Below are 25,673 nucleotides of genomic sequence, written 5' to 3' on the forward strand. Positions count from 1 at the left end.
GTCATGGGACTCGAAGAAAAGCTGCCGAGCGGCTTCCTGCTGACCACCGTCGAGCAGGCCGCGGGCTGGGTGCGCAAGGCGTCGGTCTTCCCCGCCACGTTCGGCCTCGCCTGTTGCGCCATCGAGATGATGACCACCGGTGCCGGCCGCTACGACCTGGCGCGCTTCGGCATGGAGGTCTTCCGGGGCTCGCCGCGCCAGGCGGACCTGATGATCGTCGCGGGCCGGGTGAGCCAGAAGATGGCGCCGGTGCTGCGGCAGGTCTACGACCAGATGCCGAACCCCAAGTGGGTGATCTCCATGGGGGTCTGCGCCTCCTCCGGCGGCATGTTCAACAACTACGCGATCGTCCAGGGCGTCGACCACATCGTGCCGGTCGACATCTACCTGCCCGGCTGCCCGCCGCGGCCGGAGATGCTGATGGACGCCATCCTCAAGCTCCACCAGAAGATCCAGTCCTCCAAGCTCGGCGTGAACGCCGAGGAGGCGGCCCGCGAGGCGGAGGAGGCGGCGCTCAAGGCCCTGCCCACGATCGAGATGAAGGGGCTGCTGCGGTGAGCGACGAGAACGGCAACGGGGTCAACCCCGAGAAGGACCTCTCCGCGGAGAACCTCCCGGGCCAGCGCGGCCAGGGCGGCGAGGAGATCCGCGTCCAGCGCGGCATGTTCGGCGCGAACAACGGCGGCGACACCTCCGGCTACGGGGGCCTGGTCCGCTCGGTCCGGCTCCCGGGACCGGCGACCCGCCCCTACGGCGGCTGGTTCGACGAGGTCGCCGACGAACTGGAGGGCGCCCTGGAGGAACAGGGCCTGCTCCCGGAGAACGCCATCGGGAAGACGGTCGTCGACCGCGACGAACTGACCTTCCACATCGAACGCGAGCACCTCGTCCTCGTCGCCCGCACCCTGCGCGACGACCCGGCGCTGCGCTTCGAGCTGTGCACCGGCGTCAGCGGCGTCCACTACCCGCACGACAAGGGGCGCGAGCTGCACGCCGTCTACCACCTGCGCTCGATCACCCACAACCGGGTGATCCGCCTGGAGGTCAGCGCCCCGGACGCCGACCCGCACATCCCGTCCCTGTTCTCCGTCTATCCGACGAACGACTGGCACGAGCGCGAGACCTACGACTTCTTCGGCATCGTCTTCGACGGTCACCCCGCCCTGACGCGGATCATGATGCCGGACGACTGGCAGGGCTTCCCGCAGCGCAAGGACTACCCCCTCGGCGGCATCCCCGTCGAGTACAAGGGCGCCCAGATCCCGGCTCCGGACCAGCGGAGGTCGTACTCATGAGCACTTCGCACGCCTCCCCGCGGGAGACCACCGAAGGCACCGTCTACACCGTCACCGGCGGCGACTGGGACGAGGTCGTCCAGTCCGCCGCCCGCGCCGACGACGAGCGCATCGTCGTCAACATGGGCCCGCAGCACCCGTCCACGCACGGCGTGCTCCGCCTGATCCTGGAGATCGAGGGCGAGACCGTCACCGAGGCCCGCTGCGGAATCGGTTATCTGCACACCGGCATCGAGAAGAACCTCGAGTACCGCACGTGGACGCAGGGCACCACGTTCGTGACGCGCATGGACTACCTGACGCCGTTCTTCAACGAGACGGCGTACTGCCTCGGCGTCGAGAAGCTCCTCGGCATCGAGGACCAGATCCCGGACCGCGCCTCGATCATCCGCGTGCTCCTGATGGAGCTGAACCGGCTCTCCTCGCACCTGGTGTGCATCGCCACCGGCGGCATGGAGCTGGGCGCCACCACGATCATGATCTACGGCTTCCGTGATCGTGAGCTCATTCTCGACATCTACGAGCTGATCACCGGCCTGCGGATGAACCACGCGTACATCCGCCCCGGCGGACTCGCCCAGGACCTGCCGCCCGGCGCGGTGGACCAGATCCGCGAGTTCGTGAAGAAGATGAAGAAGAACCTCCCGGAGTACGACAAGCTCGCCACCGGGAACCCCATCTTCAAGGCCCGCATGCAGGACGTCGGCTACCTCGACCTGGCCGGCTGCATGGCCCTCGGCGCGACGGGACCGATCCTGCGCTCCACCGGCCTGCCGCACGACCTGCGCAAGGCGCAGCCGTACTGCGGCTACGAGACGTACGACTTCGAGATCCCCACCGCCGACACCTGCGACTCCTACGGCCGCTTCCTGATCCGGCTGGAGGAGATGCGCCAGTCGCTCAGGATCGTCGAGCAGTGCCTGGACCGGCTCCAGCCCGGCCCGGTCATGGTCGCGGACAAGAAGATCGCCTGGCCCGCCCAGCTCGCCCTGGGACCCGACGGGCTCGGCAACTCCCTCGACCACATCAAGAAGATCATGGGCACCTCCATGGAGGCCCTGATCCACCACTTCAAGCTGGTCACCGAGGGCTTCCGGGTCCCGCCCGGCCAGGTCTACACGGCGGTCGAGTCGCCCAAGGGCGAGCTCGGCGTGCACGTCGTGTCCGACGGCGGCACCCGCCCCTACCGGGTCCACTTCCGCGACCCGTCCTTCACCAACCTGCAGGCCATGGCGGCGATGTGCGAGGGCGGCCAGGTCGCCGACGTCATCGTCGCCGTCGCGTCCATCGACCCCGTGATGGGAGGCGTCGACCGGTGACCACCTCTTCTTCCGAGCGGGGCGTCAGCCTGGGCATGCCCGAACTGCCCGCACCCGCCTACCCGGACGACGTCCGGGCCCGCCTGGAGACCGACGCGCGCGAGATCATCGCCCGCTACCCGGACTCCCGGTCCGCCCTCCTGCCGCTGCTGCACCTCGTGCAGTCCGAGGAGGGGCACGTCACGCGCACCGGCATGCGGTTCTGCGCGGACATGCTCGGCCTGACCACGGCCGAGGTCACCGCCGTCGCCACCTTCTACACGATGTACCGGCGCAAGCCGAGCGGCGACTACCAGGTGGGCGTCTGCACCAACACCCTGTGCGCGGTGATGGGCGGCGACGCGATCTTCGAGGAGCTGCAGGAGCACCTGGGCGTCGGCAACGGCGAGACCACCGACGACGGCAAGGTCACCCTGGAGCACATCGAGTGCAACGCGGCCTGCGACTTCGCGCCGGTCGTGATGGTCAACTGGGAGTTCTTCGACAACCAGACCCCGGACACCGCCAAGCGCCTCGTCGACGACCTGCGCGCGGGCCGGCCGGTCACGCCCACGCGCGGGGCGCCGCTGTGCACCTTCAAGGACACCGCGCGGATCCTGGCCGGCTTCCCCGACGAGCGGGACGGAGCCGTCGAGTCCGGCGGCAGCGCCGGGCCCGCCTCGCTGGTCGGCCTGAAGCTCGCCAAGGGGGAGAGCGCTCCCGCACGCGTGGTCCACCCGCGCGGCGAGGCGGCCCGCACCGGCGCACCGCACGAGCCGTCACCGACGGAGCACCTGAGCTCGCACGACGCGCCGCAGGAGACATCGGCCTCCGACCCCTCCCACCCGTCGCCCCCCGCCACCCCTGATGGAGGGGCTTCGCCCCGCCCCGCCGATCCGGCCGGGCCCGCCGCCGAGGAGGGGGAGTGATGACCTTGGCACCCGAGCTGAAGGACATGAGCCCCGAGAAGCTGCTCGCACCGGTGCTGTCGGCCTTCTGGGACGAGGACAAGTCCTGGACGCTGGACGTCTACCGCCGGCACGACGGCTACGAAGGGCTCCGCAAGGCGCTCGCCATGTCGCCGGACGACGTGATCGCGTACGTCAAGGAGTCCGGTCTGCGCGGACGCGGCGGCGCCGGGTTCCCCACCGGGATGAAGTGGCAGTTCATTCCGCAGGGGGACGGCAAGCCGCACTACCTCGTCGTCAACGCCGACGAGTCGGAGCCGGGCACGTGCAAGGACATCCCGCTCCTCCTGGCGAACCCGCACAGCCTCATCGAGGGCATGATCATCGCGTGCTGGGCCATCCGGTCGTCGCACGCCTTCATCTATCTGCGCGGCGAAGTCGTCCCCGTACTGCGGCGGTTGCACTCCGCCGTGCGCGAGGCCCACGAGGCCGGCTTCCTCGGCGAGAACATCCTCGGCAGCGGACTGAACCTCGACATCACCGTGCACGCGGGCGCGGGCGCGTACATCTGCGGTGAGGAGACCGCGCTGCTCGACTCGCTCGAAGGCCGCCGCGGCCAGCCGCGGCTGCGTCCCCCCTTCCCCGCCGTCGCGGGCCTCTACGCGTGCCCGACCGTGGTGAACAACGTCGAGTCCATCGCGTCGGTTCCCGCGATCATGCAGCGGGGCAAGGAGTGGTTCCGGTCGATGGGCAGCGAGAAGTCGCCCGGCTTCACGCTGTACTCCCTCTCCGGCCACGTCGCCAGCCCCGGCCAGTACGAGGCGCCGCTCGGGATCACGCTCCGCCAGCTCCTCGAGATGAGCGGCGGCATGCGCCCCGGGCACCGCCTGAAGTTCTGGACGCCGGGCGGCTCCTCGACCCCGATGTTCACCGACGAGCACCTCGACGTCCCCCTCGACTACGAAGGAGTGGGCGCCGCGGGTTCCATGCTCGGCACCAAGGCGCTCCAGTGCTTCGACGAGACGACCTGCGTGGTCCGTGCCGTCACCCGCTGGACCGAGTTCTACGCCCACGAGTCCTGCGGCAAGTGCACGCCCTGCCGCGAGGGGACCTACTGGCTCGTGCAGTTGCTGCGCGACATCGAGGCCGGCAAGGGACGGATGTCCGACCTCGACAAGCTGAACGACATCGCCGACAACATCAACGGCAAGTCCTTCTGCGCCCTCGGCGACGGCGCCGCCTCGCCGATCTTCTCCTCGCTCAAGTACTTCCGCGAGGAGTACGAGCAGCACATCACGGGCCGGGGCTGTCCCTTCGACCCGGCCAAGTCGACGGCCTGGGCCGACCGCACGGAGGTGAACGCATGACCGTGACCACCAGCTCTCCCTCCGGCGGGGGAGAGGCGGCGGTCCCGCCGCAGGACCTCGTGTCGCTGACGATCGACGGCGCCGAGATCAGCGTGCCCAAGGGCACCCTGGTCATCCGGGCCGCCGAGCAACTGGGCATCGAGATCCCCCGGTTCTGCGACCACCCCCTCCTGGACCCGGCCGGCGCCTGCCGCCAGTGCATCGTCGAGGTCGAGGGCCAGCGCAAGCCCATGGCGTCCTGCACCATCACCTGCACCGACGGGATGGTGGTCAAGACCCACCTCACCTCGCCGGTCGCGGAGAAGGCGCAGAAGGGTGTGATGGAGCTGTTGCTCATCAACCACCCGCTGGACTGCCCGGTCTGCGACAAGGGCGGCGAGTGCCCGCTGCAGAACCAGGCCATGTCGCACGGCGACGCCGAGTCCCGCTTCGAGGGCCGCAAGCGGACCTACGAGAAGCCCGTCCCGATCTCCACGCAGGTGCTGCTCGACCGCGAGCGGTGCGTGCTGTGCGCCCGCTGCACCCGGTTCTCCAACCAGGTCGCGGGCGACCCGATGATCGAGCTGATCGAGCGGGGCGCGCTGCAGCAGGTCGGCACCGGCGAGGGCGACCCCTTCGAGTCGTACTTCTCCGGCAACACCATCCAGATCTGCCCCGTCGGCGCGCTGACCTCGGCGGCGTACCGGTTCCGCTCCCGGCCGTTCGACCTCGTCTCCTCCCCGTCGGTGTGCGAGCACTGCTCCGGCGGCTGCGCGACGCGCACCGACCACCGGCGCGGCAAGGTCATGCGGCGGCTCGCCGCCGAGGACCCCGAGGTCAACGAGGAGTGGATCTGCGACAAGGGGCGGTTCGCCTTCCGGTACGCGCAGCAGCGCGACCGGCTGCAGACGCCCCTGGTGCGCAACGCCGAGGGCGAGCTGGAGCCCGCCTCCTGGCCCGAGGCGCTGCAGATCGCGGCCCAGGGGCTGCTGGCCTCCCGGGGACGCACCGGCGTGCTGACCGGCGGCCGCCTCACCGTCGAGGACGCCTACGCGTACAGCAAATTCGCGCGGGTGGCGCTCGACACCAACGACATCGACTTCCGCGCGCGCGTGCACAGCGGCGAGGAGGCCGACTTCCTCGCCTCCCAGATCGCCGGGCGCGGCCGGGACCTCGACGGCACGGGCGTCACCTACACCGCGCTGGAGAAGGCACCGGCCGTCCTGCTCGTCGGGTTCGAGGCGGAGGAGGAGGCGCCCGGCGTCTTCCTGCGGCTGCGCAAGGCCTGGCGCAAGCACGGGCAGAAGACCTTCGCGCTCGCCACGCACACCACCCGGGGCCTGGAGAAGGCGGGCGGCACGCTGCTGCCCGCCGCGCCCGGCACCGAGACCGAGTGGCTGGACGCGCTGGCCAGCGGAGTCGGACTGGAGGGCGACGGCGCCGCGGCCGCCGAGGCGCTGCGCGCCGAGGGCGCGGTCATCGTCGTTGGCGAGCGGCTGGCCGCGGTGGCCGGTGGTCTCACCGCCGCCGTCCGCACCGCCGCCGCGACCGGCGCCCGCCTGGCGTGGATCCCGCGCCGGGCCGGGGAACGCGGAGCCGTCGAGGCGGGAGCGCTGCCGTCGCTGCTGCCGGGCGGGCGTCCGGCCACCGACCCGCGCGCGCGGGAGGAGGTCGCCGCCGTCTGGGGCGTCGCCGGCCTGCCGCACCGCTACGGCCGCGACACCGGCCAGATCGTTGAGGCCGCCGCGACCGGCGCGCTGCAGGCCCTGCTGGTGGCGGGTGTGGAGATCGCCGACCTGCCCGACCCGGCACGCGCGCGTGCCGCGCTCGACGAGGTCGGCTTCCTGGTCTCGCTGGAGCTGCGGCCCAGCGAGGTCTCGCGCAAGGCCGACGTGGTGCTGCCCGTCGCGGCGGTCGCCGAGAAGGCCGGCACCTTCCTCAACTGGGAAGGCCGGGTGCGCTTCTTCGAGGCCGCGCTCAAGCCCGACCAGATGACCCGCCGCGTGGCGCCCGGCGACGCGCGCGTGCTGCAGATGCTCGCCGACGCCATGGACGTCCACCTGGGGCTGCCGGATCTGCGCACCGTGCGCGCGGAGATCGACCGGCTCGGCGCCTGGGACGGCCTGCGGGCCACCGACCCGCTGGAGACCGCGGCAGCGCTGCCCCGGCCGGCCGCCGGGGAGGCCGTGCTCGCCGGGCACCGGCTGCTGCTCGACCAGGGCGTCCTGCAGCAGGGCGACGAGGCACTGGCGGGCACCCGGCACGCCGCCCACGCGCGCGTGTCGCCCGCGACGGCCGCCGAGGCGGGCGTCAAGGAGGGCGACCTCCTCGCGGTGACCGGCCCGCAGGGATCCGTGGCCCTCCCGCTGCGGATCACCGAGATGCCCGACCGGGTGGTGTGGCTCCCGCTGAACTCCACCGGCGGCGGCGTCGCCTCCGACACCGGGGCGCGGCCCGGCTCCCTCGTTCGCATCAGCCCGGCGACGCTCGCCGGCGAGGCCCCCAAGGAGGTGGAGGCATGAGCCCGTACCTCGCCGCTGAAGACCTCTCGATGTTCGGCCACGACCCCTGGTGGCTGGTCGTCGTCAAGGCGGTGTTCTGCTTCGCCTTCCTGATGGTGACCGTGCTGATCTCCATCGTGATGGAGCGCAAGGTCGTCGCCTGGATGCAGCTGCGCATCGGCCCCAACCGGCACGGCCCCTGGGGCATGCTCCAGTCGCTCGCCGACGGCATCAAGCTGATGCTGAAGGAGGACGTGGTCGTCAAGCGCGCGGACAAGGTGGTCTACGTCCTCGCGCCGATCGTCGCGGCCGTCCCGGCCTTCATGGCGATCGCGGTGATCCCCTTCGGCCCGGCCGGCAACGAGATCTCGATCTTCGGCCAGCGCACCACGATGCAGCTCACCGACCTGCCGATCGCGATGCTCTACATCCTCGCGGTCGCCTCGGTCGGCATCTACGGCATCGTCCTGGCGGGCTGGAGCTCCGGCTCCACCTACCCGCTGCTGGGCGGTCTGCGCTCCTGCGCGCAGATGATCTCCTACGAGATCGCGATGGGCGCCGCCTTCGCCTCGGTGTTCCTCTACTCCGGGTCGATGTCGACGTCCACCATCGTCGAGGGGCAGACCGACCGCTGGTACGTCCTGCTGCTGCCGGTCTCCTTCATCCTCTACATCGTCACCATGGTCGGCGAGACCAACCGCGCCCCCTTCGACATGCCGGAGTCCGAGGGCGACCTGGTCGGCGGCTTCAACACCGAGTACTCGTCGATCAAGTTCGCGATGTTCATGCTCGCCGAGTACGTCAACATGGTGACCGTCTCGGCCGTCGCGACCACGCTGTTCCTCGGCGGCTGGCGGGCCCCCTGGCCGATCAGCACCTTCTGGGAGGGCGCCAACCACGGCTGGTGGCCGCTGCTGTGGTTCACCGTCAAGGTCCAGCTGCTGCTGTTCATGTTCATCTGGATCCGCGGCACCCTCCCGCGCGTCCGCTACGACCAGCTGATGAAGCTCGGCTGGAAGGTCCTCATCCCGGTCTCGCTGGTCTGGCTGATGCTCGTCGCGAGCGTCCGGGCCCTGCGCAACGAGGGCTACGACTTCGCCGACGTCGCCCTCTACGTCGGCGGCGCCGTGCTCGCGCTGCTGCTCCTCTCCTTCGTCGCCGACATGTTCCGCGAGAAGGCGAAGAAGGCCGAACCGCCCGCCGAGGCGCCGGCCGCCTTCGACCCGATGGCGGGCGGATTCCCCGTACCGCCCCTGCCGGGGCAGCAGCTCCCGCCCGTTCCGCGACGCCGCTCGCGCGGTGAGCGGGAGCTGATTGTCAGTGGCGGCCCCGATACTCACAGTGACGGATCTGCGGGTGGATCTGCGGAGGGAAAGGAGGCGTCCGATGGCTGAGGAACTCGAGCGCTCGAAGGCCGAGGAACCCAAGGACACCAAGCCCGGGTTCATGAACCCGGTGGCCGGCTTCGGCGTGACCTTCAAGGCCATGTTCAAGAAGCGGCTGACCGAGCAGTACCCGGAGCAGCCGAAGACCACGGCTCCCCGCTTCCACGGACGGCACCAGCTCAACCGCCATCCGGACGGCCTGGAGAAGTGCGTCGGCTGCGAGCTGTGCGCCTGGGCCTGCCCCGCCGACGCCATCTACGTGGAGGGCGCGGACAACACGGAGGAGGAGCGCTACTCCCCGGGCGAGCGGTACGGCCGCGTCTACCAGATCAACTACGCCCGCTGCATCCTGTGCGGCCTGTGCATCGAGGCCTGCCCCACGCGCGCGCTCACCATGACCAACGAGTTCGAGCTGGCCGACTCCAGCCGCGCCAACCTCATCTACACCAAGGAGCAGCTGCTCGCCGGCCTGGAGGAGGGCATGGTCGACACCCCCCACGCCATCTACCCGGGCACGGACGAGCAGGACTACTACCGGGGCCTGGTCACCGAGGCCGCGCCCGGTACGGAACGCCAGGTCGCCGAGTCCAAGGGCGAGGTCGTGCAGGAGGCCGACTCGACCTTCGGTCCGGACGAGCCGGCATCCGAGAAGGTGATCCGCCGATGACCGCCCAGCTCGCCGCCTACACCACCTCCACCGGAGAGGCCGTCCAGTTCTGGATCCTCGGCACGGTCGCGGTGCTCGGGGCCCTGGGCACCATCCTCATGAAGAGGGCGGTGCACAGCGCGCTCTGCCTCGCCGGGACCATGATCGTGCTGGCGGTGTTCTACCTCGCCAACGGCGCCTACTTCCTGGGCGTCGTCCAGATCGTCGTCTACACCGGCGCGATCATGATGCTGTTCCTGTTCGTGGTGATGCTCGTCGGCGTCACCGCGGCGGACTCCCTGAAGGAGACCATCAAGGGCCAGCGCTGGCTGGCCCTGCTGTGCGGGCTCGGCTTCGGCATCCTGCTGATCGCCGGGATCGGCAACGCCTCCCTGACGGAGTTCAACGGCATCGGCCAGGCGAACGCCGGCGGCAACGTGGAGGGCATCGCCGCCCTGTTGTTCACCCGGTACGTCTTCGCGTTCGAGATCACCGGCGCCCTGCTCATCACGGCCGCCGTCGGCGCCATGGTGCTCACGCACCGCGAGCGCACCGAGCGCGCCAAGACGCAGCGGGAGCTCGCCGAGGAGCGCGTGCGCGAGGGCAAGTACCTGCCGCCGCTGCCCGCGCCCGGTGTGTACGCCCGGCACAACGCGGTCGACATCGCGGGCCTGCTGCCCGACGGCACCCCCTCCGACCTCACCGTCAGCAAGACGCTGCGCGAGCGGGGCCAGGTCCGGGACGTGTCGCAGGAGGCGCTCAACGACCTGCGGGCCCTGGAGCAGCGTGCCGAGGAGCGCCTGGAGCGGAAGGCCGTCGAGCCGGCCACGTTCAAGCGGCCCGAGGAGGCATCGAAGTGAACCCGGTCAACTACCTCTATCTCGCGGCCCTGTTGTTCACGATCGGCGCGACCGGCGTGCTGATCAGGCGCAACGCGATCGTGGTGTTCATGTGCATCGAGCTGATGCTCAACGCCTGCAACCTCGCGTTCGTCGCCTTCTCGCGCATGCACGGCAACCTCGACGGCCAGATCATCGCCTTCTTCACGATGGTCGTCGCCGCCGCGGAGGTCGTGGTCGGGCTCGCCATCATCGTGTCCCTGTTCCGTGCCCGCCACTCGGCCTCGGTCGACGACGCCAGCCTGATGAAGCTGTAAGGGGTCGGGAGAATCGTGGAGAACCTGATTGCGCTGCTGATCGCGGCGCCCCTGCTCGGAGCGGCGGTCCTGCTGTGCGGCGGACGCCGGCTGGACGCCGTCGGCCACTGGCTCGGCACCCTGCTCGCGGGCGCCTCCTTCGTGCTCGGCCTGGTGCTGTTCACCGACATGCTCGGCCGGGACGCCGAGAGCCGCCTCATGACCCAGCGCCTGTTCAGCTGGGTCCCGGTCGAGGGCTTCCAGGCGGACATCGCCTTCCAGCTCGACCAGCTGTCCATGACGTTCGTGCTGCTGATCACGGGCGTCGGATCGCTGATCCACCTGTACTCCGTCGGGTACATGGAGCACGACGAGCGCCGCCGCCGCTTCTTCGGCTATCTGAACCTGTTCCTCGCGGCGATGCTGATCCTGGTCCTCGCCGACAACTACCTGCTGCTGTACCTGGGCTGGGAGGGCGTCGGTCTCGCCTCCTACCTGCTGATCGGCTTCTGGCAGCACAAGCCCAGCGCCGCCACGGCCGCGAAGAAGGCCTTCCTGGTCAACCGCGTCGGCGACATGGGCCTGTCCATCGCGATCATGCTGATGTTCCTGTGGTTCGGCACCTTCGCCTTCGGGCCGGTGCTGGGCAGCCTGACCGAGCCGGGACTCGCCGGTGAGGCCGGGGAGGGCAAGCTCACCGCCATCGCCCTGATGCTGCTGCTCGCGGCCTGCGGCAAGTCCGCCCAGGTGCCGCTGCAGTCCTGGCTCGGGGACGCGATGGAGGGCCCGACCCCGGTCTCGGCCCTCATCCACGCCGCGACGATGGTGACGGCGGGCGTCTACCTGATCGTCCGTTCCGCCGCCGTCTTCAACGGCGCCCCGGACGCGCAACTGGTCGTCACGATCGTCGGCGCGGTCACGCTGCTGTTCGGTGCGATCGTCGGTTGCGCGAAGGACGACATCAAGAAGGCGCTGGCCGGCTCGACCATGTCGCAGATCGGCTACATGGTGCTCGCCGCCGGCCTCGGCCCCATCGGCTACGTCTTCGCGATCATGCACCTGGTGACGCACGGCTTCTTCAAGGCCGGGCTGTTCCTCGGCGCCGGTTCGGTCATGCACGGCATGAACGACGAGGTGGACATGAGGAGGTACGGCGGCCTGCGCAAGTACATGCCGGTCACCTTCGTCACCTTCGGCCTCGGTTATCTCGCGATCATCGGCTTCCCGGGCCTGTCCGGCTTCTTCTCCAAGGACAAGATCATCGAGTCGGCGTTCGCCAAGGGCGGCACCGAGGGCTGGATCCTCGGCGCCTGCGCCCTGCTGGGCGCGGCCATCACCGCGTACTACATGACGCGCGTGATGCTGATGACGTTCTTCGGCGAGGAGCGCTGGCGCAACGCCCCGACGCCGTCGCCGGCGCAGCCGGACGTGGAGCCCGCCGCCGAGACGCGCGGCGCGTACACGCCGCCGCACCCGCACGAGTCGCCCAAGGTCATGACGATCCCGATGATCGTGCTGGCCGTCGGGTCGGTCGCGGGTGGCGCGCTGTTCAGCATCGGCGACCGGTTCCTGCACTGGCTGGAGCCCGTCACCGGCCACAGCCACGGCCATCCGCCGATCAGCGCGGGCGTGGTCACCGGCGCGACCGTGGCGTGCATGGTCATCGGTGTGGCCGTCGCCTGGGCGCAGTACGGCCGCCGCCCGGTCCCGGCCGTCGCCCCGCGCGGCTCGCTGCTCACCCGGGCCGCCCGCCGCGACCTGCTGCAGGACGACTTCAACCACGTCGTCCTGGTCCGCGGCGGCGAGCACCTCACGCGGTCCCTGGTCTACGTCGACCACACCCTGGTCGACGGCGTCGTCAACGGCACGGCGGCCTCGGTCGGCGGCCTCTCCGGGCGGATGCGCAGGCTGCAGAACGGCTTCGCCCGCTCCTACGCGGTCTCGATGTTCGGCGGCGCGGCGGTCATCGTCGCCGCGACCCTGCTGATGAGGGCGGTCTGATACCGATGTCCTTTCCCCTGCTGACAGCGACAGCGGCGCTCCCGGCCGTCGGGGCGATCGCCACGGCCGCCGTGCCGGCCGCGCGGCGCACCGCCGCCAAGTGGCTGGCGCTGCTCTTCTCGCTCGCCACGCTCGTCCTGGCGATCGTCGTCCTGGTCCGCTTCGACCCGGGCGGCGACCGCTACCAGCTCACCGAGTCCCACGCCTGGATCGCCGACTTCGGCGTCCGCTACGAACTGGGCGTGGACGGCATCGGCGTGGCGCTCATCGCGCTGACCGCCCTGCTCATCCCCTTCATCATCCTCGCGGGCTGGCACGACGCCGATCCGCTGGAGACCGGCAGCAGGCGGTGGCGGCCCACCCAGGGCTTCTTCGCGCTGATCCTGCTGGTCGAGGCGATGGTGATCCTCTCCTTCGAGGCCACCGACGTCTTCCTCTTCTACATCTTCTTCGAAGCCATGCTGATCCCGATGTACTTCCTCATCGGCGGCTTCGGGGACCGGGCCCACGAGCACGGCGAGAAGGCGGCGGCGACCCAACGCTCGTACGCGGCGGTGAAGTTCCTCCTCTACAACCTGGTCGGCGGTCTGATCATGCTGGCCGCGGTGATCGGCCTGTACGTGGTCGCCGGGAACTTCTCGCTCCAGGAGATCGCCGAGGCCCGGGCCAACGGCACGCTCGACATGGCGACCAGCACCGAACGCTGGCTGTTCCTGGGCTTCTTCTTCGCCTTCGCGGTGAAGGCGCCGCTGTGGCCGCTGCACACCTGGCTGCCCAACGCGATGCAGGAGTCGACAGCCCCGGTCGCGGTCCTCATCACGGCGGTCGTCGACAAGGTCGGCACCTTCGCGATGCTCCGCTTCTGCCTCCAGCTCTTCCCGGAGGCCAGCACGTGGGCGACGCCCGCGATCCTCGTCCTGGCGCTGATCAGCATCATCTACGGGGCGCTGCTCGCGGTCGGCCAGCGGGACATCAAGCGGCTGGTGGCCTACGCGTCGATCTCCCACTTCGGCTTCATCATCATGGGCATCTTCGCGATGACCAGCCAGGGCCAGTCCGGCGCGACGCTCTACATGATCAACCACGGCATCTCGACGGCCGTGCTGATGCTGATCGCGGGCTTCCTGATCTCCCGGCGCGGCTCGCGGCTCATCGCCGACTACGGCGGAGTGCAGAAGGTCGCCCCGGTGCTGGCCGGCACGTTCCTGATCGGCAGCCTCGCGACGCTGTCCCTGCCGGGTCTGGCGCCGTTCGTCAGCGAGTTCCTGGTCCTGGTCGGCACGTTCACGCGCTACCCGGTCATCGGCATCATCGCCACCCTCGGCATCGTCCTCGCCGCGCTGTACACCCTCGTGCTGTACCAGCGGACGATGACGGGCCCGGTGAAACCCGAGGTCAGCGCGATGCCGGACCTCAGGGTCCGGGAGCTCGTGGTGGTCGCCCCGCTGGTCGTGCTGCTGATCTTCCTGGGCGTCTACCCGAAGCCCGTCACGGACATCGTCAACCCGGCGGTCGAGCAGACCATGTCCGACGTTCAGAAGAAGGACCCCCAGCCCGAGGTGGAGGCGGCCAAGTGAGCGCATCAGCCGTCCACAGCCTGTGGACAACCGCGGCCGAGCCGATCACCAAGATCGACGCGCCGAAGTTCGAGTACGGACAGCTGGCGCCCGTGCTGATCGTCGTCGGCGCGGCGATCGTCGGGATCGCCGTCGAGGTGTTCGTCCCGCGCAAATCGCGCTATTACGTCCAGATGTTCGTGTCCGTCGTCGCGCTCGTCGCCGCCTTCGCCGCGGTCGTGGCGCTCGCGGCCGACGGGTTCGGCACGACCAAGGCGCGCATCGCGGCGATGGGCGCGCTCGCCGTCGACGGACCGGCCCTGTTCCTGCAGGGCACGATCCTGCTGGCCGGTCTGGTCGGCCTGTTCACCTTCGCCGAGCGGCGCCTCGACCCGGTGGTGCACGGCAACCGCGTCGACTCCTTCGCCGCGCAGGCCGCCTCCGTGCCGGGCAGCGACAGCGAGAAGGCAGCGGTCAGGGCCGGGTTCACCACCACCGAGGTGTTCCCGCTGCTGATGTTCGCCGTGGCCGGCATGCTGGTCTTCCCGGCGGCCAACGACCTGCTGACGCTGTTCGTCGCCCTGGAGGTCTTCTCCCTCCCGCTGTACCTGCTGTGCGCGCTTGCCCGCCGCAAGCGGCTGATGTCGCAGGAGGCGGCGGTCAAGTACTTCCTGCTCGGCGCGTTCGCCTCCGCGTTCACGCTGTTCGGCATCGCGCTGCTCTACGGCTACGCGGGCTCGATGTCGTACGCCACGATCGCCCAGGTCGTCGACGGCACCGTGCAGGACGTCACCCCGGCGCTCGCCGGCACCATGGGCAACGACGCGCTGCTCCTGGTCGGCGCCGCGCTGCTGGTGATGGGCCTGCTGTTCAAGGTGGGCGCGGTGCCGTTCCACATGTGGACGCCGGACGTCTACCAGGGCGCGCCGACGCCGGTGACCGGCTTCATGGCGGCGGCGACGAAGGTGGCGGCGTTCGGCGCGCTGCTGCGGGTGCTGTACGTCGTCCTGCCGGGCCTGCGCTGGGACTGGCGGCCGGTGATGTGGGCGGTCGCCATCGTCACGATGCTGGGCGGTGCGATCGTCGCGATCACGCAGACCGACATCAAGCGGCTGCTGGCGTACTCGTCGATCGCGCACGCCGGGTTCATCCTCGCGGGTGTCATCGCGACCACGCCCGACGGTGTCTCGTCCGTCCTCTTCTACCTGGCCGCGTACTCGTTCGTGACGATCGGCGCCTTCGCGGTGGTCACGCTGGTGCGCGACGCGGGCGGTGAGGCGACGCACCTGTCCAAGTGGGCCGGGCTGGGCCGCCGTTCACCGCTCGTGGCGGCGGTGTTCGCGGTGTTCCTGCTGGCCTTCGCGGGCATTCCGCTGACCTCCGGCTTCGCCGGGAAGTTCGCCGTGTTCAAGGCGGCGGCGGAGGGCGGGGCCGCCCCGCTGGTCGTCATCGGTGTGATCTCGTCGGCGATCGCGGCGTTCTTCTACATCCGGGTCATCGTGCTGATGTTCTTCAGCGAGCCGCGGCCGGAGGGCCCGACGGTGGCCGTGCCGTCGCCGCTGACGATCACGGCGATCGGGATCGGCGTGGCGGTCACGCTGGTGCTCGGTGTGGCGCCGCAGTACTTCCTGGATCTGGCGGGGCAGGCGGGCGTTTTCGTGCGCTGACGCCGCTTACACGAAGGCTGCGGCCCGGTACCTCCGTCAGGGGCACCGGGCCGCGGCTTGTCCAGGCCTATGGTGTCCTGTCCCGGCGTGCCCGGATCTGAGTGAGGTCCAGGTCTGCCGGGAACGGAACGTCCACCTTCATCCGCTCGCGGAAGATGTTGACGCCGGTGTAGGCACCCGTGGTCGGCTCCAGCTCGAAGACATGCACCGCAGCGCGCCCGTTCTCGTTCTCGACCCGCCAGTAGTGCGGAATCTTGGCCCGCGCGTACTTCAAGGGCTTGGTCTCGCGGTCGCGGGAGACGGAGTCCTCGGAGACGACCTCGATCGCAAGGAGCACAGCTTCTGCGGGAAACCGGGTCTGATCAGGGTCTTCCACTACGTCCCCGCGTACCACGACCACATCCGGCTCGGGACGGTTCTGGCGGTCGAGGTCGATGGTGAACTCGCGGAACACCTCGAGATCCGCGGGCGCCAGAGACTGCAGCTGCCACTTGAAAAAGTCGATGGCACGCTCGTGAAAGATGGTCTGCGGACTCACGAAGACGAGGCTCCCGTCAATCAGCTCCGTGTGCGGAGGGAGATTCGGGAGGCGGTCCAGGTCGTCGGCGGTCCAGCCGCCTTCCGGCGGGGTCGGCCAGCTGGGCGTGGACGCCTTCGGTGCGACGCTCATCAGTGCTCCCATGGGACGGAGTCTCGCCGGTGCGTTCAGACTATCCGCCGGAAACGGGCAGGTCTCCTGCGAACATGTGAACGACGAGCGTGTCCTTGACGCAGCCCCATTGGGCGGACCTGTGGATAACTCCGGGGCTGTCGGTGCGGGCGCCTATGGTGGACGCAGTGGTCGAGGCGCGACGCACGGGGGACGCAACGATGGGCGCGACGGGCGGGACGGGTGTGATGACGGAACTGGACGCGGTGACTGGAGCCGGGGGTACCGGAGCCGGGATCGGCGCGGGCAGTGGTCCCGCCGGGCCCCTCGGCGCCGACGCCAGCGAGGCGCTGGCCACGCTGCACCGGGTCTTCGGATACGAGGCCTTCCGGGGCGAGCAGGAGGCCGTCGTCGAGCACGTGGTGGCCGGCGGGGACGCCGTCGTGCTCATGCCGACAGGGGCCGGCAAATCGCTCTGCTACCAGATCCCGTCCCTGGTCAGACCCGGCACGGGCGTGGTCGTCTCGCCGCTGATCGCCCTCATGCAGGACCAGGTGAACGCGCTCAGGGCGCTGGGCGTGCGGGCCGGGTTCATGAACTCCACGCAGGACTTCGACGAGCGCCGGATGGTCGAGGCCGAGTTCCTGGCCGGGGAGCTGGACCTCGTGTACCTGGCGCCGGAGCGGCTGCGGCTGGAGAGCACCCTCGATCTGCTCTCGCGCGGGAAGATCTCCGTCTTCGCGATCGACGAGGCGCACTGCGTCTCCCAGTGGGGCCACGACTTCCGGCCCGACTACCTGGCGCTGTCGCTGCTCGGCGAGCGCTGGCCGGACGTGCCGAGGATCGCCCTCACGGCGACGGCCACGCACGCGACGCACCGCGAGATCACCGAGCGGCTGAACATGCCGCAGGCCCGTCACTTCGTGGCGAGCTTCGACCGGCCCAACATCCAGTACCGGATCGTGCCCAAGGCCGACCCCAAGAAGCAGCTGCTGTCCTTCCTGCGCGAGGAGCACGCGGGCGACGCGGGCATCGTCTACTGCCTCTCGCGCAACTCGGTCGACAAGACGGCCGAGTTCCTCAGCCGCAACGGCGTCGAGGCGGTGCCGTACCACGCGGGCCTGGACGCGGGCACCCGCGCGGCCCACCAGTCCCGCTTCCTGCGGGAGGACGGCCTGGTCGTGGTGGCGACCATCGCCTTCGGCATGGGCATCGACAAGCCGGACGTCCGCTTCGTCGCCCACCTCGACCTGCCCAAGTCGGTCGAGGGCTACTACCAGGAGACGGGCCGGGCCGGCCGCGACGGTCTGCCGTCGACGGCCTGGATGGCCTACGGGCTGAACGACGTCATCCAGCAGCGCAAGCTGATCCAGTCCGGCGAGGGCGACGAGGCCTTCCGGCGGCGTGCCCAGGCCCACCTGGACTCGATGCTGGCGCTGTGCGAGACCGCGCAGTGCCGCCGGGGCCAGCTCCTGGCCTACTTCGGCCAGGACCCGGACCCGGCCGGCTGCGGCAACTGCGACACCTGCCTGACCCCGCCGGAGACCTGGGACGGCACGGTCGCGGCGCAGAAGGTGCTGTCGACGGTGGTGCGGCTGCAGCGGGAGCGCGGGCAGAAGTTCGGCGCGGTGCAGATCGTCGACATCCTGCTGGGCAAGCGCACCGCCAAGGTCATCCAGTTCGACCACGACCAGCTGTCGGTGTTCGGCATCGGCGACGACCTGGGCGAGGGCGAATGGCGGGGCGTCATCCGCCAGTTGCTCGCCCAGGGACTGCTCGCGGTGGAGGGCGACTACGGCACGCTGGTGCTGACGGAGGCCAGTGGGGCGGTGCTGCGGCGGGAGCGGGAGGTGCCGCTGCGCAAGGAGCCGAAGAAGCCGGTGACCTCCCGGGCGGGCTCGTCGTCCGCCTCGGGCTCCGGGCGGGGCAAGGGCAGGACGGCCGCGGCCGAGCTGCCGCAGGAGTTGCTGCCCGCCTTCGAGGCACTGCGCGCCTGGCGGGCCGAGCAGGCCCGTGAGCAGGGCGTCCCGGCCTATGTCATCTTCCACGACGCCACCCTGCGGGAGATCGCCCTGGCATGGCCGGCGTCGGTGTCCGAGCTCGGCGGGATCAGCGGGGTCGGGGAGAAGAAGCTGGCCACGTACGGGGAGGGTGTGGTGGAGGTGCTCGCGGCGCTGGGCGGCCGCCCCGGCTCGCCCCAGGCCGGGACACCGGGCCGGGCCGCCGACCCCGCCCCGGCGCACACGCCTGACGCCGCCACGGCCCACGCGTCCGGCCCTGACGCGGGCAGCCGGGACGCGGGCCGGCCTGACGCGGGCGGCCCGGACGGTCCGGACTACTGGCCCGAGATGGACGAGGAGCCGGAGCCCGACGACTGGATGTAGGCCGGCCCGGGCGGCCGAGGGGACCGGACGACAGCGCGCCCGTCCCCGGCCGCGCCTGTCCCCGGCGGGGCCTGTCCCCGGCCGGGCCTGTCCGCGCGGTCAGGACAGCGCCGTCAGTCCGCGGCCGCGCCCGTCCCCGGCCGCGCGGTCAGGACAGCGCCGTCAGGCCCGGGGCGAAGGCGATCAGCAGGGGCAGCAGCGGCACGAGCGCGGCCGTGGTGGTGGTCAGCGCGCGGTGCCTGCGGTCCAGCCGGGGCGGGGGCTCCAGGAGCCGGTCGACCCGCTCACCGAGCAGGCGGTGGCTGGAGGCGCAGGACAGGACGCCCCGGTGCTGGTTGAGCTCGATCAGGGCCAGTGCCGTGGTCAGGTGGCCGCAGCGGCGGGAGGCGGTGTCGTCGGCGGCCAGTTCGACCAGCCGGTGCGTCTGGTCGCAGAAGTGGGCGAACAGCGGGATGCGCGGGAAGCCGGTGGCCAGGGCGGTGGAGAGGTGCAGCAGCCAGTCGTGCCGGGCCCGGGCGTGACCGCGCTCGTGGGTGAGGACTGCGTCGAGCTGGTGGCCGGTCAGGCGGTGCAGCGCGCCCGTGGTGACGATCAGCTGGGGCGGGTGGCCGGGCATCCACCAGGCGTCCGGGTACTCGTCCTCCAGGACCAGCAGGGGGCCGCGGGCGGCGGGCAGCCCGGCCGGCAGGTCGGGGGCGCGCTCGCGCAGATGGGCGCGGGCCTGGGCGCGGCGGCGGCGCGCCTCGACGAGTTCGCGCGCGAGCATCGCCGTCGTCCAGGCGGCACCGCAGGCCAGCAGCAGCGTCAGGGCGACGGCCCAGGGCGGGGCCGCGGACAGGTCGTACGCCGCGGTCACCGCGGGGGGAGCGGGAGCGAAGAGCTGGGCGCGGACCGTGCCGAACACGGCGGCGGCCCCCAGCGCGAGCGCCGTCACGCAGCACAGCAGCACCGTGGCGACCAGGCACTGCCACACCCAGAGCCCCACCACCGGTTCCCGTTCCGGCCACGCGGATCGCGTCAGCGCGCGGGGCACGGGGACGGCGGCCGTCACGGCGACAACGCTCAGCAGGAGCAGGCAGACGGTCATGGCCACGGGCTCCGGTTCCTGGTCGGAAGAGGGGCGGCTACGGGTCGTGCGGGAGGGCGGTCGCCGTGCGCACGTGCGATGCGGCCGCGTCCGACGTGCGGACACGTGCCGCGACCGACGTGCGGACACGCGCTGCGGCCGGCGTGCGGACACGTGCCGCGGCTGCCGTGCTCACCGGTGAGCCGCACGTCCTGCGCGACGGGTGACCGCGGCGGGCACGCCGAACGTGCCGTGTACCGCGCGTGTGCGGGCACACCGCCCCGCGCCCAGTATGACGGGCCGGGCGGTGTGCGTCAGGGTCCGAGCGCACGGGAGAACCGGGAGGGGCGACGGGCGACCCGTCAGGCCGTCCCCGGCTCGCGCCGCGTCAGCCCTGCACGATCCGCCCGGTCACCTCGCCCAGCCCCACCCGCACGCCGTCGGGCCCGGGGGCCCAGGCCGACAGGGTCACCACGTCGCCGTCCTCCAGGAACGTCCGCTTGCCGTCCGGGAGTTCGAGCGGGTCGCGGCCGTTCCACGTCAGTTCCAGCAGGGAGCCGCGCTCGCGTTCCGACGGGCCGCTGACCGTGCCGGAGCCGTAGAGGTCGCCGGTGCGCAGGGAGGCGCCGTTCACGGTCATGTGGGCCAGCTGCTGTGCGGCCGTCCAGTACATGGTGGAGAAGGGCGGTTCGGAGACGACGTGGCCGTTGACGGCGACGCTGATGCGCAGGTCGTAGCCGCCGGGTTCCTCGTCGCTGTCGTCCAGGTACGGCAGCAGCTCGTGGGTACGGGCCGGGGGTGCCACGAGGGCCTCCTCCAGGGCGTCCAGCGGGGTGATCCACGCCGACACGGAGGTGGCGAAGGACTTGCCGAGGAACGGGCCGAGGGGGACGTACTCCCAGGCCTGGATGTCGCGCGCGGACCAGTCGTTGAGCAGGCACAGCCCGAAGACGTGCTCGCGGAAGTCGCCGAGGGCCACCGGCGCGCCCATCCGGGACGGCACGCCCACCACGAAGCCGACCTCCGCCTCGATGTCCAGGCGGACGGACGGGCCGAAGACGGGAGCGGCGTCGGTGGGCGCCTTGCGCTGGCCCGAGGGGCGCGCGACGTCGGTGCCCGAGACGACGACCGTGCCGGAGCGGCCGTGATAGCCGATGGGCAGGTGCTTCCAGTTGGGGGTGAGGGAGTCCTCGGCGTCCGGCCGGAAGATCTGCCCGACGTTGCGGGCGTGGTTCTCCGAGGCGTAGAAGTCGACGTAGTCGGCGACCTCGAAGGGCAGGTGCAGCGTCACCCCGGACAGCGGGTGGAACAGCGGCTCGACCGTCTCGCGGTGGGACGGCACGGTCACCCACGCCGTCAGTGCCCGGCGCACGTCCGACCAGGCCGTACGGCCCGCCGCCAGCAGCGCGTTGAGGCTCGGCCGGGCCAGCAGGGAGGCGTAGGGGGAGCCGAGCGCGTGGGCCGCCGCGCCCGCGTCCAGCACGTGGTCGCCGAGCCGGACGCCCACCGTCCGTCGGTCGGAGCCGGGGAGGGAGAACACGCCGTACGGCAGGTTGTGCGGGCCGAAGGGGTCGCCCTCGGGGACATCGAAGGGGGGCATCGGGTGCTGCCTCGCTTTCGGGTGCGCCATGTCGTCGCCACGCGTTCGTGGTCGTGCCACACGTTACGGGTGACATGGCCGTCCTGGGCAGAGCCGCAGGAGACGGATGCGGGCGATCGGGGCAGGTGGGCCCGGCTGCGACCGGAGGGTTCGGCCGGCCGTGACCGGTGCGGCGGACGAGGCCGCACATGTGTACGTGCCGGAAGTTATCCACAGGACGCGACGCAATCTTGACGGAGCGGTGCGAACGGGGCGACTCTGGGCGGGTGCCGGAAGGCCTCGGGGAGGGGGCGTTCCGACGGCACACCAGGGGGGCGGATGGCCATTGGGGAGGCCGGTCCGGGCTCGGCGCGGCGTGGTCTCCAGCCGGAGCGGCTGGAACAGACCATGCGCGGACGGCTCGGCCGGGAATGCGTGTACGTACCGTCGTGCCGCTTCGGGTTGTACGTGGCGCTGCGCCACTGGTGCCCGCCCGGCGGACGGGTGCTGATGTCGCCGGTCAACGACGACGTGATCTTCTTCGTGGTGCTCGCGGCCGGACTGCGGCCGGTGCAGGCGCCGTTGCACCCGCTCGACGCGACCCTCGACGTCGACGCCGTGCCCGAGGACGTCTGGGGCTCGGTGTCGGCCGTGCTGACGACGAACCTGTACGGCAATCCGGACCCGGCGCCGCGCCTGAGGCGGAAGTGCGACGCCCTGGGCATCCCGCTGTTCGAGGACGGGGCGCACGCGATCGGCAGCAGGGCGGGCGACCGGCCGGTCGGGGCGTGGGGCGAGGCGTCGGTGTTCAGCCTGTCCAAGCACGTGGGAGCCAAGGCGGGAGGGATGCTGGCCCTCGCCGACGCAGGGCTGCGGGAGGCCGTGGCGGAGACCTGCGCGGCCCTGCTCGCGCCGCGCCGGGCACGCGCCGAACTCGCCTACGCGGTCCGGCCGTACGCGGAGGCGGCGGTGCGCGGGCTGCGGCTGCGGCGGGCCGCCCGGGCCGCGATCCGGCAGCTGGGACTCGCCGACCGCGAGGGGATCCGCATGCCGCTGCGCCCGGACGCGCTCGCGCGGGCCGCGCACCGGGCGCCGGGACTCGACGCCCACCACCCGTGGCTGCGCGTCGACCTGCACGACTACCGCCTGCGGTCCGGTCCGCTGCGGCTGCGGCGCATCGGCCGCGCGCTCGACCGGCTCGACGAGGTGCTGGACGCCTGCCGCGCCGGCACGGAGCTGCTGCTGGCCACACCGTGGGCCAGGCCGCGGGACGACGCGTACGGGACCCAGCCGCTGTTCCGCGTCCCGCTGTTCGTCGAGGACCGCGACGCGGCGATCGCGGCCCTGGCACGGCGGGGCGTCGTCGTCGGCTACCTCTACGACCCGCCCCTGGACGACTACGCGGGCCCGGAGTTCACCGACCCCTCGCCGGCCCCCGAGGCGGCGCGCTGGTTCGCGCGGCACGCGCTGCCCGTGGACCCGCTGCGGGCGCGGACGGTGATCGAGGTGCTGGAGCGGTCCGGGGTCCGGCCGGCCCAGGCCCCGGGACGGCTGTCCCGGAGCGGGCCGACACCGGGAGGGCTGGGGTAGTCCCGTGGCGGAGATCCAGGTGCACGAGCCCGCCGCCGCGCGCACCGGCGACGGCGCACCGCAGCCGGCCGACGGCGGGCACACCCACGACTCGCTGTTCAAGAACGCCTACTTCCTCATGCTCAGCACCGGCGTGTCCGCCGTGCTGGGCCTGGGGTTCTGGCTGGTGGCGGCCCGCTACTACACGGAGGAGGCCGTCGGGCAGGGCTCCGCCGCCATCGCCGCCATGCGGCTGCTCGCCAGCATCACGGCGACCACGATGATCGGCGCCGTCGTCCGCTTCGTGCCGCGCGCGGGGCGGGAGACCGGACGCCTGGTGTGGGGCACGTACGCGGTCAGTTCGCTGGTCGTGGCGCTCGCCGCGGCCGTCTTCCTGCTCACCCTCGACGCGTGGGGGGACTCGTTCGCGCCCCTGGGCACCCCGGCGGCGGGCGCGGTGTTCGTCGCCGCGTGCGTGGCCTGGGCGCTGCTCACCCTCCAGGACGGGGTGCTCACCGGACTGCGCAAGGCGGAGTGGGTGCCGGCGGGGAACGCGGTCTTCTCGGTGGGCAAGCTCGTCCTGCTGGCCGTCTTCGCCGGCTCGCTGCCCGTCCTCGGCATCTTCGTGTCCTGGGCGGCCGCGATCGCCCTGTCCACGCTGCCGCTGGGCTGGCTGATCTTCCGCAGGCTCATCCCGGGGCAGGCGGAGGCCGACCGCGACAAGGACCCGCCGAAAGCCCGGGAGATGGGCCGCTTCCTGGCCGGGGACTCGCTGGGGGCGCTGTTCAGCCTGGCGATGATCAATCTGCTGCCGGTGATGGTCGCGGTCCGCTTCAGCGCCGCGGAGAACGGCTACTTCTACGTGGCGTACACCGTCGGCGGCACGATGGAGTTCATGGCCATCAACATGGCCTCCTCCCTCACCGCGCACGCCTCGCACGACCCGCGCCGCCTCGCCGACGGCGTCAGGGGCGCGCTGCGCCGGATGACGCTGCTCCTGGTCCCGGTCGTGCTGGTGCTGGTCGCGTTCGCCCCGCAGATCCTCACGCCCTTCAGCCCGGACTACGCCGAGCACGGTTCGACGGTGCTGCGGCTGCTCGCCCTCGGCGCGCTGCCCCGGGTGGTGGTGGAGCTGTACATCGGCGTGCTGCGCGTGCAGGGGCGCACGGGAGTGCTGGCCGCGCTCCAGGGGGCCATGTGCGCGCTGGTGCTGGGCAGCGCGGCCCTGCTGTTCACCCCGGCCGGGATCGCCGGCGCCGGCTGGGCGGTCCTGCTGAGCATGACCGTCATCGCCGTGGTCGCGACGGCCGGCCTGCGCGCGGCCCTGCGACCCGGCGACAGCGCCCCCGCCGTCCGCCCGCCCGGCGACGACCCGTCCTACGGCACCCGCTGGGCGAGGCTGAACGCCACCGCCGGATACGGCACGACCTGGGCCCGTCGGGCGGCGTACCAGCCCGGGGACGACGACCGGGACACGGTCACGCTGTTCATCGGCCGCCCCGGCTACGAGCGCGAGGCACTGCAGGCGGACACGCTGGCGCTGATCGTGCGGCCGGAAGGACCGGGGCGGGGTGCATTGCCCGTACCCGACTCGGACGAGGGGCCGGGCCGGGGCGCACCGCGTGCACCCGAGGTGCCCGACCCGGACGAGGGTTCGGGGTGGGGTGCACCGCGCGTACCCGGTGCGGGCGACTCGGACGAGGGGCCGGGCGGGGACGGATCGCGCGTGTCGGGTGTCCCGGGCCGGGGCGAGAGGCCGGGCCGGGGAGCACTGCCCATACCCGACTCGGACGAGGGGGCGGGGCGGGGTGCACCACGCGTACCCGGTGCGCCTGGCCGGGAGGAGGAACCGGGCCGGGGAGCACTGCCCGTACCCGACTCGGACGAGGGGCCGGGCCGGGGCGCACCGCGTGCACCCGAGGTGCCCGACCCGGACGAGGGGCCGAGGGAGCGGCGGCTGCGGGGTGCCCTGTGGAGCCTGCTCGGCGTCGCCGCGGTCTTCTTCGTGGCGCCGCTGCGCGACCTGCCCTGGTCCGGTGCGGCAGGAGGAGCTTCCCAAGCGGCCCTGACCGGACGGCAGTTGCTGGACGGCCTGCCGCTGCCGTCGCTCACCGCGGGCGGCCTGCTGCTCGTGGTGTTCGCCGCCGCCGTCACCCTGTGCGTGCGGCGCGACCCGTGGCTGCCGGGCGCGGCGCTGTCCGCCGCCCTGCTCGCCCTGTGGACCGCGCCGGCCGCCCTCGGAGCCGAACCCCGGCCGGTGGACGGGGCGTTGTACGACAGGGCGGCCGGCTTCCTCGCGGACGCGCTGGGCCTCGGCGGGCCCGAACCGCTGCTGCGCTGGGCGCCGCCGGTCTGCCAGTTGCTGTGTCTCGTGCCGCTGTGGCTGCTGCTCGCGCGTGCGGGCGGGCGGCTCACGTGGCCGGGGCGCTGGGGGGTGCTGTATCTCCTCGCGGTCGGCGGCTGGGTGTGGCGCGAGGCGCTCGCACCGTTCGCGCCGCCCCTGCTCGCCGCCCTCACCGTCTTCGCCGTCTTCGCCGTCCTCGTCCCGCTCCTGCCGCTCGGTCTCCGTGCCGTGCGGGCGCGGGACCCTGACCGCTTCGCCCGCGCCACCGGGAGCGAAGCGGCCGACCGATCACCGAACGGCCCGTACAGCGCCTGATCGAGCCCGCAGCCGACAGAGCCGAACCG

The 25,673-nt window shown here is 71.8% G+C and carries 19 protein-coding genes; 16 read left to right on the top strand and 3 right to left on the bottom strand.

From position 1 onward, the window contains the following. Positions 1–3: 3 nt before the first annotated feature. Genes ABZY20_RS19815 through nuoN form a run of 13 tightly spaced genes read left to right on the top strand, consistent with a single transcriptional unit; the run spans position 4 to position 15,738 of the window. Entirely contained in the window at positions 4–558 is a 555-nt protein-coding gene (locus tag ABZY20_RS19815; protein ID WP_007383964.1) for an NADH-quinone oxidoreductase subunit B, read from the top strand. Further along, positions 555–1,295 carry an NADH-quinone oxidoreductase subunit C gene (locus ABZY20_RS19820; protein ID WP_356442822.1) on the top strand — a complete coding sequence of 247 codons (741 nt, stop codon included), beginning with the start codon at positions 555–557 and terminating at the stop codon, positions 1,293–1,295. Before ABZY20_RS19815 ends, ABZY20_RS19820 begins: the two co-directional genes overlap by 4 nt. Next, positions 1,292–2,614 carry an NADH-quinone oxidoreductase subunit D gene (locus ABZY20_RS19825; protein WP_356442823.1) on the top strand — a complete coding sequence of 441 codons (1,323 nt, stop codon included), beginning with the start codon at positions 1,292–1,294 and terminating at the stop codon, positions 2,612–2,614. The genes ABZY20_RS19820 and ABZY20_RS19825 overlap by 4 nt, the downstream gene beginning before the upstream one ends. After that, on the top strand, positions 2,611–3,522 hold the full coding sequence (gene nuoE / locus ABZY20_RS19830) for an NADH-quinone oxidoreductase subunit NuoE (protein ID WP_356442824.1): 912 nt from the start codon (positions 2,611–2,613) through the stop codon (positions 3,520–3,522). The genes ABZY20_RS19825 and nuoE overlap by 4 nt, the downstream gene beginning before the upstream one ends. Beyond that, positions 3,522–4,868 carry an NADH-quinone oxidoreductase subunit NuoF gene (nuoF, locus tag ABZY20_RS19835; RefSeq protein WP_356442825.1) on the top strand — a complete coding sequence of 449 codons (1,347 nt, stop codon included), beginning with the start codon at positions 3,522–3,524 and terminating at the stop codon, positions 4,866–4,868. The genes nuoE and nuoF overlap by 1 nt, the downstream gene beginning before the upstream one ends. Continuing rightward, the gene (locus ABZY20_RS19840) at positions 4,865–7,369 is read left to right on the top strand and encodes an NADH-quinone oxidoreductase subunit G (protein WP_356442826.1); all 2,505 of its coding nucleotides are present in this window, start codon (positions 4,865–4,867) and stop codon (positions 7,367–7,369) included. Before nuoF ends, ABZY20_RS19840 begins: the two co-directional genes overlap by 4 nt. Further along, positions 7,366–8,742 carry an NADH-quinone oxidoreductase subunit NuoH gene (nuoH, locus tag ABZY20_RS19845; RefSeq protein ID WP_356442827.1) on the top strand — a complete coding sequence of 459 codons (1,377 nt, stop codon included), beginning with the start codon at positions 7,366–7,368 and terminating at the stop codon, positions 8,740–8,742. Before ABZY20_RS19840 ends, nuoH begins: the two co-directional genes overlap by 4 nt. Further along, positions 8,735–9,400, top strand: coding sequence for an NADH-quinone oxidoreductase subunit NuoI (gene nuoI, locus ABZY20_RS19850; RefSeq protein ID WP_356442828.1), 666 nt, complete (start codon positions 8,735–8,737; stop codon positions 9,398–9,400). Before nuoH ends, nuoI begins: the two co-directional genes overlap by 8 nt. After that, positions 9,397–10,239: an NADH-quinone oxidoreductase subunit J gene (locus ABZY20_RS19855; RefSeq protein WP_356442829.1), complete on the top strand. Its 843-nt coding sequence runs from the start codon at positions 9,397–9,399 to the stop codon at positions 10,237–10,239. The genes nuoI and ABZY20_RS19855 overlap by 4 nt, the downstream gene beginning before the upstream one ends. After that, positions 10,236–10,535 carry an NADH-quinone oxidoreductase subunit NuoK gene (nuoK, locus tag ABZY20_RS19860; RefSeq protein ID WP_003992252.1) on the top strand — a complete coding sequence of 100 codons (300 nt, stop codon included), beginning with the start codon at positions 10,236–10,238 and terminating at the stop codon, positions 10,533–10,535. Before ABZY20_RS19855 ends, nuoK begins: the two co-directional genes overlap by 4 nt. A 15-nt stretch (positions 10,536–10,550) precedes the next feature. Beyond that, entirely contained in the window at positions 10,551–12,515 is a 1,965-nt protein-coding gene (nuoL, locus tag ABZY20_RS19865) for an NADH-quinone oxidoreductase subunit L (protein ID WP_356442830.1), read from the top strand. A gap of 5 nt (positions 12,516–12,520) precedes the next feature. Next, positions 12,521–14,092: an NADH-quinone oxidoreductase subunit M gene (locus tag ABZY20_RS19870; protein WP_356442831.1), complete on the top strand. Its 1,572-nt coding sequence runs from the start codon at positions 12,521–12,523 to the stop codon at positions 14,090–14,092. Next, entirely contained in the window at positions 14,089–15,738 is a 1,650-nt protein-coding gene (nuoN, locus tag ABZY20_RS19875) for an NADH-quinone oxidoreductase subunit NuoN (RefSeq protein ID WP_356442832.1), read from the top strand. The genes ABZY20_RS19870 and nuoN overlap by 4 nt, the downstream gene beginning before the upstream one ends. 67 nt (positions 15,739–15,805) lie before the next feature. Here the strand turns inward: nuoN and ABZY20_RS19880 are convergent, their stop codons facing one another. Continuing rightward, a complete protein-coding gene (locus ABZY20_RS19880; protein ID WP_356443003.1) occupies positions 15,806–16,408 on the bottom strand; it encodes a Uma2 family endonuclease in 603 nt (200 codons plus the stop codon). Between the two features lie 200 nt (positions 16,409–16,608). On the opposite strand from ABZY20_RS19880, the gene recQ reads away from it, so the two are divergent. Beyond that, positions 16,609–18,771, top strand: a complete 2,163-nt coding sequence (gene recQ / locus ABZY20_RS19885; protein WP_356443004.1) for a DNA helicase RecQ — start codon at positions 16,609–16,611, stop codon at positions 18,769–18,771. 148 nt (positions 18,772–18,919) lie between these two features. On the opposite strand, the gene ABZY20_RS19890 is transcribed toward recQ, so the two are convergent. Both ABZY20_RS19890 and fahA read right to left on the bottom strand, forming a co-directional pair. Further along, on the bottom strand, positions 18,920–19,858 hold the full coding sequence (locus ABZY20_RS19890) for a M56 family metallopeptidase (RefSeq protein ID WP_356443005.1): 939 nt from the start codon (positions 19,856–19,858) through the stop codon (positions 18,920–18,922). Positions 19,859–20,225: 367 nt separating this feature from the next. After that, positions 20,226–21,437: a fumarylacetoacetase gene (gene fahA, locus ABZY20_RS19895; protein WP_356442833.1), complete on the bottom strand. Its 1,212-nt coding sequence runs from the start codon at positions 21,435–21,437 to the stop codon at positions 20,226–20,228. Positions 21,438–21,755: 318 nt separating this feature from the next. On the opposite strand from fahA, the gene ABZY20_RS19900 reads away from it, so the two are divergent. Continuing rightward, on the top strand, positions 21,756–23,006 hold the full coding sequence (locus ABZY20_RS19900; RefSeq protein WP_356442834.1) for a DegT/DnrJ/EryC1/StrS family aminotransferase: 1,251 nt from the start codon (positions 21,756–21,758) through the stop codon (positions 23,004–23,006). 4 nt (positions 23,007–23,010) lie between these two features. Beyond that, complete coding sequence (locus ABZY20_RS19905) at positions 23,011–25,644, top strand: lipopolysaccharide biosynthesis protein (RefSeq protein WP_356442835.1); 2,634 nt, start codon at positions 23,011–23,013, stop codon at positions 25,642–25,644. Positions 25,645–25,673: the final 29 nt, after the last annotated feature.

It is taken from the genome of Streptomyces sp. NPDC006624 (assembly GCF_040611555.1).
Classification (GTDB): Bacteria; Actinomycetota; Actinomycetes; order Streptomycetales; family Streptomycetaceae; genus Streptomyces.